The 16,327-nt window shown below is 42.5% G+C and carries 8 protein-coding genes; all 8 read right to left on the bottom strand.

Annotated elements, in window-relative coordinates:
- Window positions 1–78: 78 nt before the first annotated feature.
- The 8 genes from pyrD to pepN all read right to left on the bottom strand — a co-directional run bounded on the left by pyrD (window position 79) and on the right by pepN (window position 16,200).
- A complete protein-coding gene (gene pyrD / locus L1286_RS14055) occupies window positions 79–1,089 on the bottom strand; it encodes a quinone-dependent dihydroorotate dehydrogenase (protein WP_235407690.1) in 1,011 nt (336 codons plus the stop codon).
- A gap of 81 nt (window positions 1,090–1,170) precedes the next feature.
- Window positions 1,171–6,006 (bottom strand): NAD-glutamate dehydrogenase, encoded by a 4,836-nt coding sequence (locus tag L1286_RS14050; protein WP_235407688.1) that lies wholly within the window; start codon window positions 6,004–6,006, stop codon window positions 1,171–1,173.
- A gap of 202 nt (window positions 6,007–6,208) precedes the next feature.
- The gene (locus tag L1286_RS14045) at window positions 6,209–8,539 is read right to left on the bottom strand and encodes an efflux RND transporter permease subunit (RefSeq protein ID WP_235407687.1); all 2,331 of its coding nucleotides are present in this window, start codon (window positions 8,537–8,539) and stop codon (window positions 6,209–6,211) included.
- Window positions 8,539–9,531, bottom strand: a complete 993-nt coding sequence (locus L1286_RS14040) for a WD40/YVTN/BNR-like repeat-containing protein (protein ID WP_442961736.1) — start codon at window positions 9,529–9,531, stop codon at window positions 8,539–8,541. The genes L1286_RS14045 and L1286_RS14040 overlap by 1 nt, the downstream gene beginning before the upstream one ends.
- 124 nt (window positions 9,532–9,655) lie before the next feature.
- Complete coding sequence (locus tag L1286_RS14035; protein ID WP_235407684.1) at window positions 9,656–11,023, bottom strand: DUF1329 domain-containing protein; 1,368 nt, start codon at window positions 11,021–11,023, stop codon at window positions 9,656–9,658.
- A gap of 11 nt (window positions 11,024–11,034) precedes the next feature.
- Window positions 11,035–13,152, bottom strand: coding sequence for a DUF1302 domain-containing protein (locus L1286_RS14030; protein ID WP_235407683.1), 2,118 nt, complete (start codon window positions 13,150–13,152; stop codon window positions 11,035–11,037).
- A gap of 237 nt (window positions 13,153–13,389) precedes the next feature.
- Window positions 13,390–13,611, bottom strand: coding sequence for a DUF2835 domain-containing protein (locus L1286_RS14025; RefSeq protein ID WP_235407682.1), 222 nt, complete (start codon window positions 13,609–13,611; stop codon window positions 13,390–13,392).
- Window positions 13,612–16,200 carry an aminopeptidase N gene (gene pepN / locus L1286_RS14020; RefSeq protein ID WP_235407681.1) on the bottom strand — a complete coding sequence of 863 codons (2,589 nt, stop codon included), beginning with the start codon at window positions 16,198–16,200 and terminating at the stop codon, window positions 13,612–13,614.
- Window positions 16,201–16,327 lie beyond the last annotated feature (127 nt).

The following is a 16,327-nucleotide window of genomic DNA, read 5'->3' as shown; positions in this document are numbered from 1 at the left end:
GTATATCGCGATTTTTGCAAGTGTAAAAATATTTATAATAACTTTTTCTTTAGGATCATTTAGTAATATGCTTGATCCTTATAAAGAATTTACGATCCTTTTGATCAATTGTGGTCCTTCATAAATAAAGCCAGTATAAACTTGTACTAAATCAGCACCAGCATCGAGCTTTTCTTGCGCTGCTTCAGCACTGTCAATACCACCCACACCAATAATAGGCATTTTACCATCTGTTAAGCGCTTTAATTCGCTCACGACATGAGTTGATTTTTCTCTTACTGGTCTACCCGAAAGCCCACCCGCTTCATTGGCATGCTCTAGGCCTTGTACTGCTTCTCTTGCCAGTGTCGTGTTTGTTGCAATCACGCCATCAATGCGATTATTGACAAGAGATTCAGCAATTTGCGTTAACTGAACAGCATCTACATCTGGTGCAATTTTCACAAGCATCGGTACTGACTTGTTGTGCTTTTCGATTAAATCGACTTGCTCATTTTTGAGACTCTGAAGCAAGTCATCCAAAGCTTCACCATATTGTAAATCACGCAGTCCCGGCGTGTTTGGCGACGAAATATTTACTGTTATGTAAGACGCATATTCAAACACTTTTCGCATACAGTGAATATAGTCATCTTTACCCTGTTCATTTGGCGTATCTTTGTTTTTACCAATATTGATCCCAAGGATCCCAGAATAGTTTGATGCTTTCACATTGGCGACAAGGTTATCTACGCCTTTATTGTTGAAACCCATTCTGTTAATCACAGCATGCGCTTCAGGAAGACGGAAAATACGCGGCTTATCATTCCCAACCTGTGGTCTTGGCGTAACGGTACCCACCTCAATAAACCCAAACCCCATTTGACCAAATGCATCGATACATTCTGCATTTTTGTCCAAACCAGCGGCTAAACCAACTGGATTATCGAACTCTAGCCCTAGGAAATTAACTGGTTTCTTAGGGAGTGACTGTGACCATGCGAGACTTAATGGGGTATTTTTGAATCGACGTAGATTGCCTAGTGCAAAATCGTGTGCCCACTCCGCATCTTTATTAAACATATAACGACGTGCTAAATCGTAAAACATCGTGACTCCTTAAGTTCCTGGTAACAGTTTGAGGCAAAAAAATACCCCAGCAATTGCCGGGGTATTGTAACGTGTTAATTTTTATTTGGAAGTATCACAGTTGTGACTGAGTAACATTAATTCTCTCAGTGCGACTGAGAACTTCGCAAAGTCATGGTTTTGAGATGTCTTGAACTCTGCAAGCATCTGCTGCCAACGATGTAGCAACGAAGCTTGATTTTCCATCCACTGATCAATCAGTGTATCAACATCGTCATCATTACCTTCAAAGCTATTTAATACCACTTCAGATAATGCACGTTGCTGCCAATCTAGCTCTTCGCGGTATGACGCACGTGCAAGTGCTTGCCAGTGATTTGCTACTGGTTGTGCCGTGATTTGGTCTAGGAACCAGTGTAGTCCCATGTTCGCACCCAACTTGAAGTAAGTATTCGAAACAACTGAAATATCACGCTTCGCGTTGTTTGCAACTTCTGCAAGATCCATGATGGAGAACAAGCTAGACAGTGACACGATGCGAATTGCTAATGCTTCAGGTACACCTTCTGACGTTAACTCTGCTGCTTTTTCTGCAAGACGCGCACTTTCTTCATCAACCATGTAAGTTGTCAGGTTCGCGCTTAAATCTGCAAATGTCGGAGCAAAGAACTCGATTGTTTCTTCAATACTAAGTGCTTTGTTACGGTGACGTAAGAACCAACGTGTTACACGGCGAACTGTACGGCGTAATTGATACAACATTTCTGTTTGAACAGCAGATGGTATCTTATTATCAAGCGCTGAAATTTCAGCCCATGTATCTGACATATCGAATGTTGCACATGCAATTGAGTAACAAAGTGCAATTTCAGCTTCTGTTGCGCCGGTTTCTTCATGCATACGGATCATGAAGTTTAAGCCCATATCATTAACGATATTGTTTGCAAGCTTAGTCGCAATAATCTCTTTTCTCAGTGGATGCTCGTCCATTGCCGCGTTAAAGCGATCGCGTAGAGGCACAGGGAAAGAGTTCACAAGTAACTGACGGTAGTAAGGGTTTTCAGTGATTTCATCAACCACTAATGTTTCTTTAAGTACCATCTTAGAGTAAGAAACAAGCACAGAAAGCTCTGGGCGAGTTAAATCAAGACCTGCTGCTGCTCGCTCTGCAAGCTCTTCATCACTTGGTAAGAACTCAATATTTCTATCAAGTTTACCGTCTTTTTCAAGCGCGTGAATAAAGCGGATCTTCTCTTTTAACGTTGCTGGGCCTTTAGACTTAGTTACAGACAATGTATGTGTTTGACGGTAACAGTCCGCCAATACCAGCTCTGACACTTCGTCAGTCATTGCATAAAGCAATTCGTCACGCTGTTTCTTCGTCAAGTCACCTTCAGCAACAAGACCGTTAAGTAAGATCTTGATGTTCACTTCATTATCTGAACACGCAACACCACCTACGTTATCGATGAAGTCTGTGTTGATACGACCACCTTTGGCTGCAAACTCGATACGACCAAGTTGCGTTGCACCTAAGTTACCACCTTCACCAAAGATTTTTGCACCGAGTTGCGAGCCATTAATACGTAATGCATCATTTGCTCTATCACCGACATCAGCGTCACTTTCACCCGCGGCTTTAATATAAGTACCGATACCGCCGTTCCAAAGTAAATCAACAGGCATCATTAATAGTGCTTTAATTAGCTCGGTTGGCGTCATGCTGGCTTTCTTAGTGCCAAGCATTTTTTTAATTTCAGGTGTGAGCGTAATTGATTTAGCCGCACGAGAGAATATGCCACCGCCTTGAGAAATCAAGTTTGCATCGTAGTCTTCCCATGAAGAGCGCGGTAATTCAAACATACGAGCACGCTCTTTGTATGAACTTGCTGCATCTGGGTTTGGATCAATGAAGATGTGCATGTGGTTAAATGCGGCAACCAAGCGTGTATGCTCAGAAAGTAACATGCCGTTACCAAATACGTCACCGGCCATATCACCGATCGCGACTGCTGTAAAATCAGTCGTTTGACAGTCAATGTCCATTTCGCGGAAATGACGCTTAACTGACTCCCAAGCACCTTTTGCAGTGATACCCATTTTCTTGTGGTCATAACCAATAGAACCACCAGATGCAAATGCATCGCCTAACCAGAAGTTATATTCTTCTGCAATGCCATTGGCGATGTCTGAGAACGTTGCGGTGCCTTTATCTGCAGCAACAACTAGGTATGGGTCATCTTCATCATGACGAACAACATCAACAGGCGCGACGATGTCACCATGGACAATGTTATCTGTGATATCTAACAAACCACGAATAAAGATTTTGTAACACTCTTGGCCTTCGCGGAAGAAACCTTCACGATCGTTTGGCAGCTGCTTACAAACAAAACCACCTTTAGAGCCAACAGGTACAATTACAGTATTCTTAACTTGCTGAGCTTTTACTAAGCCAAGTACTTCTGTACGGAAGTCTTCACGACGGTCAGACCAACGCAAACCACCACGCGCAACCTTACCACCACGCAAGTGAACACCTTCTATACGCGGAGAATATACAAAGATTTCAAACGCAGGCAGTGGCAATGGCATCTCTGGAATTGCACTTGGCTGAATCTTGAACGACACGTAAGGTTTATTCGTACCGTCCGCTTCTTTTTGATAGAAGTTTGTACGTAATGTCGCGTCGATCATTGCCACATAAAGGCGGATGATACGGTCATCATCAAGGTTCGCTACGCTTTCTAATTCGTGGTAGATTTTTTCTACTAACTTATCAAGAGACTTTTGCGCCACTTTCTTTTGTGGACAAAATTTCTTCTCAAACAACTCAACCAATTGATTAGCAATGTGAGGATAATGCTCGAAAGTATTCTCGATATACGACTGCGAGAAAGTGACACCGATTTGACGCATGTACTTCGCATATGCACGCAGAATTGAAGCCTCACGACCTGTTGAACCTGCTTTAAGCACTAAGCGGTTAAAACCGTCGTTCTCAAGGCGGTTATTCCAGACATTAATCAATGCGGCACGGAATCGCGCAGACACTTTATCAAAATCAGCCAGACCTTTGCTATCAAGTAGCATTGAGAAGTCCATGATCCAGTTAACTTGTCCGTCGCTTGTCTTAACAGCATACGGAGTCTCACCAATCACACGTAAACCAAAGTTTTCAAGCATTGGCATGACATCAGAAAGGTGGATCGGCTCGTCTTTATGGAACAAGCTCAAGCGTACGATTTGTGAGTTTGCTTCTTCTTGAGGACGGTAAAACAACATTTCTAATTTGTTGTCATCGCTCAGTTTTTCAAGCTTTTCAATATCGACTACCGCAGCACTTGGAAGCACTTCGTCTTTATACGCTCTAGGGAATGCTGTTGCATATTTACGATTTAAGTCGTTACCGCGTGCTTCACCATCGCTTGCAAGCAAAGCAGTTTGTAGCTTGTCTTCCCATGTACGGGCAGCTTCTACCAAGTTATTTTCGATTTCTTTCACGTTATACTTAATGTTGTTGTCAGCTACACGAACAATGTAATGCGTTCTTGCTAGTGTAGACTCAGAGAAAAATGTAGTGAACTCAACTTTTTCGTTAGAACCAAAAGCATTACCTAACAACTTTTGAGTTTCACGACGAAGCGCAGTGTTGTAGCGCTCGCGCGGTACATAAACCATACATGAGAAGAATCTTCCGTATACATCTCTACGAATGAATAAACGACACATGTCACGTTCTTGGGTCTGTAAAACACCCATAGCAACATCCAACAACTCAGACTCACGAGCCTGCACGAGCTCATCACGTGGGTACGTTTCTAAGATGTTTAGTACTGCTTTGTAAGCATGTGTGCCTTTTGCAAAATCGCACTGCTCCATAATGCGCGCAATTTTATTTTTTAAAACAGGAACGTCAGCGGCACTGTTGTTGTAAAAACTTGACGAGAATAAGCCTATGAAGCGATCTTCACCAATTACATTGCCATCTTTGTCAAAACGCTTGATACCAACATAGTCGATGTGCGCAGGACGGTGAACTCGAGACTGAGAATTCGTTTTCGTCAGAATCAGTAAATTTTTACTGCGAGCCTCTAAACGGGCCACTTCCGGTAACTCTGAAAGTAGACGACTGCTTTCAGACGAGTTTTTCATCAAACCAAGGCTTGAACCAGCAACTGGCTTTAACTCATAGTCACCTTGTACTGGTACTAGGTCATACTGACGATAGCCCATAAAAGTGAAGTTATCGCGTGCTAGCCAATCTAAGAACTCAACAGCTTCATTTAGTTCTTCTTTTGAAGCGTCGTGTTTGCGGCTTGGAATATCTTCGCCAACTGAAACCAGCTTATCTCTGATAAGTAGCCAGTCTTCAACCGCAACCGATACATCTTTAAGGACCGACTCTAGTTCTTGGGTAAAGTCAGCAATTACCGATTCGTCAGTCTGGCGATCGATTTCGATGAAAAAAACGGTTTTAGTAGAGGAAGATTCTTTTTCGGTTTTCAAACCTGATAGAGCAGATATTTTATCTTGTTTGTCACGGTTGATTTTGAGAGGGCAGTGTAAAAGCAAATGCGATGCAATATTCTTACGGCTAAGTGCCATTCGCACTGAATCAACCAAAAATGGCATATCATCTGAAATGATTTCTACAATCGTATGAGACGATTGCCAGCCATCTTTTGCAACTTCAGGATTGAATACACGGATTACTGCATTGTCTGAGGTATTCTTTTCTAGAGAATTCCACAAACTTAAAGCAGCACCGTAGAGGTCGCTGTCGTTACGATGAGCCAAGTCCTCTTTAGACATGTTGCTGTACAAGGCTTTGGCAAATGTTTCAACGAGCGACACGTTATCGGCATGAACTTTTTTATGGATCAACTTGCAAACGTTATCGAGGATAACCGATGCTGGACCTTCACTTTGTGTCATTATGTGTTCCTTAATCTATACCACCTTTGAACGGTAGATTATTTGTACAGCCAATTATTAGCGTGGAGTCCAGAGGATTTTAACCTTTCTGGCGCTAATAAAAAGCTTTTTTGACAAAAACATTCGAGGCTTTTCAGCCAGTTGGTCATATATTCACAAATTGTAGATATAAATGGCCAATTAAGGCCATTTAAGAGCACAATTATTCACACTTTTTTTTCTGGTCAGGCCAGATGAAAGTCCCTATCGCAGGTAATAATAGTACGGCGCCCAACATATTCACGAGGAACATGAAGGTCAGCAAGATACCCATGTCGACTTGAAACTTTAATGCAGAGAAAATCCAAGTACTCACACCAATCGCTAACGTGATCCCCGTAAACAATACAGCGCTTCCGCGCTCAGCCAATGCATTGCGATAAGCGCTGCTTAACGGGACTCCTTGCTTCAACTGATTCATCATTGAAGACAAGATATAGATACCATAATCAACACCAATACCAACACCCAGTGCAATCACTGGTAATGTCGATACCGTTAGGCCGATTTCTAATTTCACCATCAGCGCTTGAGCCAATGTGGACACAATATACAGCGGCAATACCACTGCAATGGTTGCCCTGATACTTCTAAAACTTATCAAGCACAAAATAATCACTGCACCATAAACATAGATCATCATTGGCAATTGTGCAGCGGCAACCGATTCATTCGTTGCAGCCATCACACCAATCGGGCCAGAGGCTAACTTAAAGCTCACTCTATCTGTGCCCTCTTCTGCAGCAAACAGTTTAATTTGCGCAACAACATGGTCTATCGTCTCGGCCTTATGATCGTCCATAAATATGATGATTGGCATCACTGAACAATCACCATTTAACAGACCCGAACTCGTTTCTACCCGTGATGTCGCTTGAACCAAAGATGCGCCATTTCTTGGCAGTGTCTGCCATTTTAGGTTTCCTTCGTTGTACCCAGCATTAACAGCCTGCGCGACTGAACTAAGCGAAACAGCTGACTGTACCCCTTGTAAATTTTCAACACGCCACTGGAAGCGACTAATGCGGTCCATCGTGTCGTGCTCTGTACATGCTGCTGGGTAGGCTTCAACAAGTACCTTTAAGATATCTGATGAGATTTCATAGCGGTCCGAAATAAGGAAGGTATCAAGGTTGTATGTTGCATCTTGATGAAGTGCGGGCGCACCTGCATGTAAATCCCCAATTCGCATGTCTTTTGACTGCCAATAACCAAAAGCGAATAGCGCAGCAGAAGTTAATAAAATCAAAGCCGCATAACGCTTATCGGTAGCCAGTACTAAGCTCTCTCGAAGGTTTGTAAATACACTATTAGCAGAAGAGTCGCCATCATCAACACGACGAATCTTTGAAGACGTATAGTAGGACGCCAAAACAGGAAGCAAGATCAGATTCGTAAAGATGATAACCGCGACACCTAGACTGGCTGTAATTGCAAGTTCTCTGATGATACCGATATCAATTGCAAGCAACGTCATAAAACCGATGGTATCTGAAAGCAGTGCAATACCACCTGGGATTAAAAGCGCTTTGAAACTGGCTTCTGCCGCGACTTTACTTGTCACCCCTTCTGACACTTTCTTACCAATGGCGTTAATCATTTGAACACCGTGGCTTACACCAATCGCAAAGACTAAAAATGGCACCAAAATTGACATTGGGTCAAGGCCGAAGCCTAGCACCGACAGTAAGCCGAGTTGCCAAATCACGGCAATTAGCGAGCAAGCGATTGGTAAAAGTGTCAGTTTAAAGCTCTTACAGAACAACCACACCATAATAAACGTGAATAAAATAGCGATAGCGAAGAATAAAACGACATCTTTTGCGCCATCGGCAATATCACCTGCCATTTTTGCAAAGCCGATAATGTGAATCGAGACTTTATCAGTACTCAGCGGCGCCCTGATCTCTGATTCGAGTTTTTTGGCAAATGCCAAGGTATCGAGCTTTTCTTGCGTTTGTGGATCAATTTCCATTAATTGCGCTGATACCATTGCGCATGAGTAGTCGCTCGCAATCATGCGCCCAACTACTTTCGCTTTTTCAATATTTTGTTTTACTACGGCAAGACCAGCTTCGTCAGCAGTAAAATTAGCAGGGATAATTGGTCCGCCAGCAAATCCATCTTCAACCACTTCGACAAATCGGGCACTGGGCGCAAAAATTGAGTTCACCAAGGGGCGATTAACGCCCGGTATGAAATAAAGCTGATCATGGACGGCTTTTAATTGGGTAAAAAATTCAGGGTTAAATATATTTCCATCGGCATCACAGACTGAGATAAGAATACTATTGGCCCCACCAAACTGCTTCTCATGTTTCAGGTAAACCTTCATATAATCATGATTTAATGGAATATTCTTATTAAACGATGCATCCAATTGAATTTGCGTGGATTTAAAGCCCAAAAATACAGTTGTCAGTGCAAACAACGCAATCATCACAAAACGATGACGAAATACCACATAGACCAGTTGATTTAGAATAGACTGCATTAGTGATCAACCTCGATTATCTGAATGCCCTGCTCTGTCGCAAGCACTAATTTATTGTCATGGATTACACCAGCCATGATGGACTTACCATTCTTTAACTGTGTTGTCGTCACTTTGTCATGCACAACAGTGAAAATTACACCGCTGTTGGCCAACATTATTTGTTTATCGTTATAGGTGACGATGCTGTTTATTGTTGACGCCTTATCAACTGGGATAGGCGTAAACTGGTCGCTGGTTGAGGCTTTTGAAAAGGCGTTACCTCTCAAGCCAGCAACGAGAAGTCGATTATTTGTTTTACTGATCGCAAAAAAAGAGCCGGAATAAAATTCATCAAAACGCTGCCACGTATTACCTAGGTCTTCACTGACTGCAAAAAGGCCCATTTCGCCAGCAAGATAAATTGTATTGCCTGAAATGACCATACGATTAAAGTGAGGCAGTATAAATTGGGTTTCTTCTTCGTATGCCTGTGGGTCATCCTGCTTTAGTTCTTCAAGGTATTCAACATCATCAGGATGAACGAATTCATTTAAAAAGCGTTTGTGCCAGGTGTTACCGCCATCATTTGTTTGATACATCATGCCATATGCACCAATCGCAAACCCCCGTCTATCATCGATGAACTCGATATCCAAACAAGGTTTCTCAACTTTTGGTAAGTATTGCTGTAACTGCCAAGAGTTTCCGCCGTCAGTTGTATTTATGATTGATGCATCATGTCCACATGCCCAACCATTTCGTGGCGAGCTAAAGTCAACAGCGGTCAATAGTGACTGAATGGGTACGAGCGCTTGTTGCCACTGTTTACCATCTTTACTTACTACAATACTGCCATGCTTTCCTACCGCAACTAGACGCTCGCCATTATATGTTATATCGGTGAGTAGCGTCGTCTCAGGGTGCTCCACAACCAGCGCCTCAGCAGGGCCACTTACGGCTTCACTTTGCATAACGAGAACTGCAAGCGAGGTTGCAATTAACTTCTTAATCATTATGAATTCTCAAATAAAAAAGTCGTGAATGACTTGGGGGGATAAGACTGAGCATCAGCATGCTCAGTCTTGGTGGTATATACTTGATAGATCAAAATCAATTGATCTTGAAAGACGCCGGTTAACGTCTTCCCTCGCGACGTAGTGCACTTTGAGTAAACTCATTATCTTGGAAAGATTTAGTGAAGTCATACATATTTTCTTCGTTATCCAATCCAATTGCTAAGTATCTACGAGAATTTAAATCGTGGTATACGTCTAGCGTACTCCAATGTGTCGGCACTTCGTAATAATTAATTCCATGCGCCATCGCGACACGATACATTTGATCTCTATTATCGTATAGGTCTGCTACATGGATCTGCCAGCTATCTTCGTCAATAAAGAACACACGCTTTTTATAAATATGACGCGTCCCTTCTTTGAGGTTTGCCTCAACGACCCAAACACGGTGTTTTTCATAACGCACATGTTCAGGATTTATGTGGCCCGGCTTTAATATGTCGTCATATTTCAGTGAATCACTGTGTAATTTATAGCTGTTATAAGGGATATAGAGTTCTTTTTTCCCTTTTAACGTCCAATTGTAGCGATTTGGAGAACCGTTAAACATATCAAAATCATCTGTCGTACGTAAGCTATCAGATGCTGTTCCCGGTGCATCGTAGGCAACATTTGGTGCTCGACGGACACGACGCTGGCCGGTATTGTAAGTCCAAGCCTGACGTGGTGTTAAAATTTGGTCCATCGTTTCATGAACTAATAGCGCCGTACCAGCAAGTCGTGCAGGTTCCGTGACTTTTTGTTTAAACTTAAAAAGCACGTTGGACTTTTGTAACTCTTCTGGTGTCGCGTTTGGGTCGGAGTATTTAACTAATAACTTTTCATCAAACCCGATAAAATTATATGAGCCAGATGCAGTTGGCATTGCCTGACCGCCATTACGGATAATTGACAAGCCACGATACCTGAGCAAATGGTTCCAAATAGCCTCTAAGCCGTTTTTAGGAATAGGAAAAGGAATCCCAATCGCGGTGTCTTTGATCCCATTGCCCCCTTCTATCAGCTCAGCAGTCGACGCATACTTTTTAGTTGCATCGTAAACAAACTGAGGATAAGAAGCACTTCTGCGTGTTGGGTATACGTTCATTTTGAATGTATCAGGATAAGTTTCAAACAACGCAATTTGACCAGGACTGAGATTGTCTTTGTACTTGTCCAAGTTACTTTTGTCGATTGTAAACAGAATCTTATCTTCTGCAAAAGGGTCAGGATGGTGCATGCCAGGCTTAAAGTTAGCTGGCGGTTTTGTAATGCCACCATTCCAAGCAGGGATTGAACCGTCGGCATTGCCAGCGACTTCTGCACCAATTGGTGTCAGGTCTTTCCCCAAACGAGAAACTTCTTCTGCTGTCATTTTTGCAACAGCGATAGGTGCAGCCATTATTGTCATTATAGATGCTGCTAAAATAGTAGGTTTTCTAAACATAACGAAAGCCCTTAAATTGAGTACTTAATATTAAATGATACAAAATCGCGATCAGAGAAGGTATTTGTCGCACCGCCACCCCAGAAGGTATTGTAACCAAGGTCAAAGGACCAAGCGTTTTGATAACTGAAATTAAGCGTTACGCCCATTGACTTACGATCTTCAACAAACAGATACATAGGATCTGGCGTTGTTCCGTTTACATCATGAGAAAAAACGATTCGTGGTGAGAAGTTAACCCCTGAGAATAAGTTGTTGTACTCACCTTTTGCGATTAAGCGGTAGCCCCACGAGGATGCCGTAGGGAACGGATTTGTTTCAGGGCCATTAGAGACTGCTTGATGTATTAAGTCGTAGTTACGACCCTCGATGCCTTCAATAGTGCCACTACGTCCTGTGCCCGCTACGTTTAATCGTAGTTCGTCGTAAGAAGGCATATCTTTGATAGTGACTGCGCCTACTTCACCGACAACTGCCCAGCTATCTGCGCCCAATGAAGGACCGAACAGATGTGTCGCTGTAAACTGAGCTTGTAATGTGTCTTTCAACACGTAACCTTGGGCAACTTCACCAGGGCTAACAAATGCAACATCATTGCCTTGACTCAATTGAGAAAACCCAGCAAAGTCATCGCGAATACCCGCAGCTGCTAGTTGCTCTACCATACCCGCATATAGCAACTCAACGTCGTCTATTTGTAGAGGTTCATCTTGGCGATATGCAAACTCACCAGAAAATGCTGTTTCGCCTATCGCAGTATTGAAGCTCAAGCCGTATAGTTTGATATCTTCAGGGTAGACAAGCACAGCCTGAGTAAATGCATTCAAGTCGGTGATGTTGTCGGCTGTCACGCCTTGTGTCGTGATTAACTGCAGGTCACTTTGAATCGCTTGCTGTGTAAAGTCAGAAGCTTTACCTGAAATAAGCGGCCTACGGCTGTGGTAGTTAATATGATACAACGCGATTTCAGTATCGTTTAACTCAGGGACAAACACCCCAAGTCTAATACCATACTGACCACCATCGTCTGCATCTGTTTTACCTGCATCACCTTTGCCCTTCAACGCAACACGTGTTGGGTAAGCAAGGTACATTGAAGACAGCATTTGAAGTGCATCTGCACTTTGCAATACATTAGGATCTGTTACATCCAAACCCTGCGCAGTGAGGGCTCCTAACCAATTTGCTTGTAAGCCATTTAACGCATCGGTGAGGTGTTGAAGATCAATATCCGGGTTAGACGTAAACCCTAACTGAACATTTTGTCCGTAGCCATTTGCAGACGCAAAATCATTTGTAGAGAAATAACTTCCAGCTGGTGGTAGACGCGTTTCTTGCCACTCATACTGGTAAAATGCCTCTAATGTAATGTTTTCAGTAATGCCTAATGACGCCCAAAACATACCAACAGGAATAAAGGCTTCTTTTAATTCTGAACCTGGCGCTCTGAGTCTGTCGATATCTACTGGATTGACATTTATGCCATGTGAGATCAGTGTACTTTCACCCCAGTTGATTACTTGCTGACCCAAACGAATTGACAGTGGGTTATTACCACCATTCAAATCAAAATCAGCCCAAACAAAAGCATCTAGTAGACGAATGTCAGAACAAACCTGCTCTTTTGTTTCGTCGTCATCGCAAGGATCTACCGATTTTCCAGAGACTGGGTTACGGTATGCAAAATCACCATCTTCCATTGCGAAGTCATAGAAATACATGAAACGAGAGAAAAACCCGAAATTATCATGCGTAACGGCAAATTCGTGCGTACCTTTGAGCAATTGAGAAAATGTATCGCCCGAGTCGAAGTTTAAGTTACCGGCATCACCATTGTTTGAATATGCACCAGGTTGTGCCCAAACTTGAGAAGATGAGTAAAGCGTATTGCCTGTGGAAGCGTTGTAGCCAGTCCAATCAAAACGAGGATGGTTACTCTTACCTATGATGTCAAAATCTCTGTCTTCTACACGAATACTTTGACCGTATGAAAATGTTGAGTCGAATGTTATTTCAAAATCACCGACCTGAAAGTTGGCAGCGTGCACTGGCAAACCAACTGTTCCAAAAATGGCTGCTCCAAGTCCAAGCATAATCTTGTTCTTAGTAAAGCGCGCTTTTTTTATCATTATTTCTCCCCCTTATGGCGGGTAAATCTAATCAAGTTATTGTTTTTTGTTGTCGTAACGATAGAAGCGAAAATTGAAAATTACAAATTTTACGCGTTCGTTCGGTGCATTTTTAACTTTTTAGCCCGTCTTTTAACCTTGGTAAGACGTCTTACCAGAATAGTTATAACACGTAATTTAAGTTTAAAACAAACCGAATTAACAAAAATAGTTTATCCCACAACGACATTGTGTATGCTAATTGACCTTTTCTAACGCAATAAAACGATTATTTTCGTCTAGTTGCAGTCTAAATCGGCCGCTTACGCCAATGGCAGATACGAACCGTCTGATGTGCTGCGCTGGAAAGCGAATACGCTTTCCAGCATCCTCAACAATTTGTATATATTCTACGCTGCCTTCGTAATAGGCTAAGCACTGTTCGTGCGTTAGCCGTAAGTAAAAGTAATACTCTTGCATCTATAAATTCAGTGCTTTATCGATTTTCTCAAACAGATCATCACTCAAGTTATCTATCTGTGAAAGCCGCTCCAATTGAGCTCGCATCAAGTTTTGCCTTTGTTCATCAAAACGTTTGTAGGACAACAATGGCGTAATGATTCTAGCGGCATTTTGTGGATTCAATTGGTTTAATTCACAAATTAGATCTGCCAGAAGTGTGTAACCAGCCCCATCCTCTCGATGGAATTGTCTTGGGTTTGCTCTTGCAAATGTACCGACCAAGGCTCGAACACGGTTTGGATTAGATTTATCAAAACATGGGTGCTCATACAATGACAGAATCGTATCAAGACACGCGTCCGACTTATTGGATGCCTGAAGCGCAAACCACTTGTCCATTACCAGTAAGTCATGATTCCACTGCTTGTCAAAGTCTGCCATCAGCTCACCCGCGATAGCGAGGTTAGCATTCACAGCCCCTCTCAATGCACCAAGTTTATTGGTCATATTAGTTGAGGCAAGTTGCGTACTTAGCAGGTCCGTTACTGGCTCGTCTGTCAGGGCAAGATAGTACAAGCTTTTGTTTTTCAGAGCACGAATTGCAACGTCATCGGCACTTAGGCTACCACCTTCTTGCGCATCGAAATAGAATGCCTTCAAACTGTTTTTGAGCACACGAGCTAATTGCAACTCCAATCCATCAATTGCGTCACATAGCGCTTGAACAGGCACCTGCTGATACCCAGAGGACAAAGTATCGAAATTCGGAATGGAGATGTATTCTGCTAATATGGCTAAATCATCTGGCTTGTTATTGAAAAGGCTCAGAAGTACTTCGGTCAATTCTGGAGTAAGTTCAAATTCAGCATGTCCCTTTTCGACATGCGCCCTAATTTGTTTTACGTAAAGCTGTTGAAGGGCTTCCCAACGGGCATAATCGCTTGAAGCAAACTTGGCGATATGGCAGAGCTGAGATACTGTGTAATCAAATTCGAGTAGGCATGGGGCAGAAAAATCTTCCAATATGACTGGAATTGGCGCTTCAGTGATACCTTTAAAGTCGAAAGTCTGCTTATTAGTCTTTAACTCTATTACTCGTCCATCACGCATGTCAGGATGCGTGACTTCCATACGCTGACCTTGCGGAGTCAGCAACTCAATTGCGACAGGAATGTGTAATGCAGATTCAACGGGGTCTTGCTCAGCATGAACCTGCTCTATTTCAACCTGATATAAACTGTCGTCAGCAAAATATTGCGTTTTGACTTTGAGTTTAGGTGTACCAAATTGGCTATACCACAATTTAAACTGACTTAAATCTGTGTTAGTGGCATCAGCCATTGAGTTAACAAAATCATCACAGGTCACTGCTTGCCCATCATGGCGCTCGAAGTACAACTTCATTCCTTGCTGGAACCCTTGTTCACCCAACAAAGTGTGCATCATACGGATCACCTCAGCACCTTTATTGTAGACTGTGACCGTATAGAAGTTATTCATCTCTATTACTTTTTCAGGTCTAATAGGGTGTGCCATAGGTCCGGCATCTTCTGCAAACTGATGCGTTCTCATCGCATTAACCGCATCAATACGGTTTAGCGCCCTTGAGCCTAAATCACTGCTAAACTCTTGGTCTCTGAATACGGTTAGGCCTTCTTTTAAACTTAACTGAAACCAATCTCTGCAAGTGACTCTATTACCTGTCCAATTATGAAAATATTCATGCCCAACAATCGATTCTATAACATGGTAATCCCTATCGGTAGCCGTTTCTTGATTGGCTAACACGCAAGCACTGTTAAAGACATTTAAGCCTTTATTTTCCATCGCGCCCATATTGAAGAAATCAACTGCCACAATCATATAAATATCTAAATCATATTCAAGGTCGAAGCGTTCTTCGTCCCATTTCATTGCCTTTTTCAGCGAATCCATGGCATGAGGTGCTTTGGACAAATTCCCCTTATCTACGAAAATCTGTAGCTTTACATCCCGACCGCTTTTGGTTTTGAACGCGTCTTCGAGTAAATCAAAATCCCCTGCGACTAAAGCAAAGAGGTAAGCAGGTTTTTTAAAAGGGTCTTCCCATGTAACAAAGTGTCTTCCACCATCTAGTTTACCACTGTCTACCTTATTGCCATTTGATAGCAAATATGGAAAATGTTCATCACCAATGACTGTCACCGTATAGGTAGCAAGTACATCTGGTCTGTCGAAGAAATAGGTTATTTTCCTGAATCCTTCCGCTTCACATTGCGTGCAATACGCGCCGTCTGACAGGTAAAGGCCTTCAAGAGAAGTGTTTAGTTCAGGCGCAATCTCCGTCTGAATTTCGACTTCAAATGAATCGGGAATGCCTTGTATTTTAAGCTTTGACTCTGTCACCTCATAATCGTGATGTACTTCTCCATTAACTTTCAAAGAAAGCAACGTGAGATCTACCCCATCCAGCTCGACAAAACTAGTTTGGCTGTTTGAGGTTAAGGTAAACTTTGCTGTTACAATCGTTTTTTTAGGTGACAAGTCGAATTTTAAATCAATGTGTTCAACTTGATGGCTAGGTGATTGATAATCTTTTAAGTATTTTGCTTGTGGTTTATGCGTCATTTAAATTCCTTCATAACATAAGCGTGCTCAGAGCGAAAAACTGAAAGCTCCACCCACTTGTGAAGCCTTTCGTGTCTGAGTAAAGTTAACCCTGAAACCAGATCTCACTGCTCAGTCATATTATTGG

The sequence above is a fragment of the Pseudoalteromonas sp. SMS1 genome (assembly GCF_021530565.1).
GTDB lineage: Bacteria > Pseudomonadota > Gammaproteobacteria > Enterobacterales > Alteromonadaceae > Pseudoalteromonas.
The sequence above is the reverse complement of the archived record's forward strand: the minus strand, read 5'-3'. Positions and strand labels throughout refer to the sequence as shown.

Bases quoted from the DNA above. Each gene is read 5' to 3' on its own strand.
- pyrD (WP_235407690.1), bottom strand. From the start codon at position 1,089: ATGTTTTACGATTTAGCACGTCGTTATATGTTTAATAAAGATGCGGAG.
- L1286_RS14050 (WP_235407688.1), bottom strand. From the start codon at position 6,006: ATGACACAAAGTGAAGGTCCAGCATCGGTTATCCTCGATAACGTTTGC.
- L1286_RS14045 (WP_235407687.1), bottom strand. From the start codon at position 8,539: ATGCAGTCTATTCTAAATCAACTGGTCTATGTGGTATTTCGTCATCGT.
- L1286_RS14035 (WP_235407684.1), bottom strand. From the start codon at position 11,023: ATGTTTAGAAAACCTACTATTTTAGCAGCATCTATAATGACAATAATG.
- L1286_RS14030 (WP_235407683.1), bottom strand. From the start codon at position 13,152: ATGATAAAAAAAGCGCGCTTTACTAAGAACAAGATTATGCTTGGACTT.
- L1286_RS14025 (WP_235407682.1), bottom strand. From the start codon at position 13,611: ATGCAAGAGTATTACTTTTACTTACGGCTAACGCACGAACAGTGCTTA.
- pepN (WP_235407681.1), bottom strand. From the start codon at position 16,200: ATGACGCATAAACCACAAGCAAAATACTTAAAAGATTATCAATCACCT.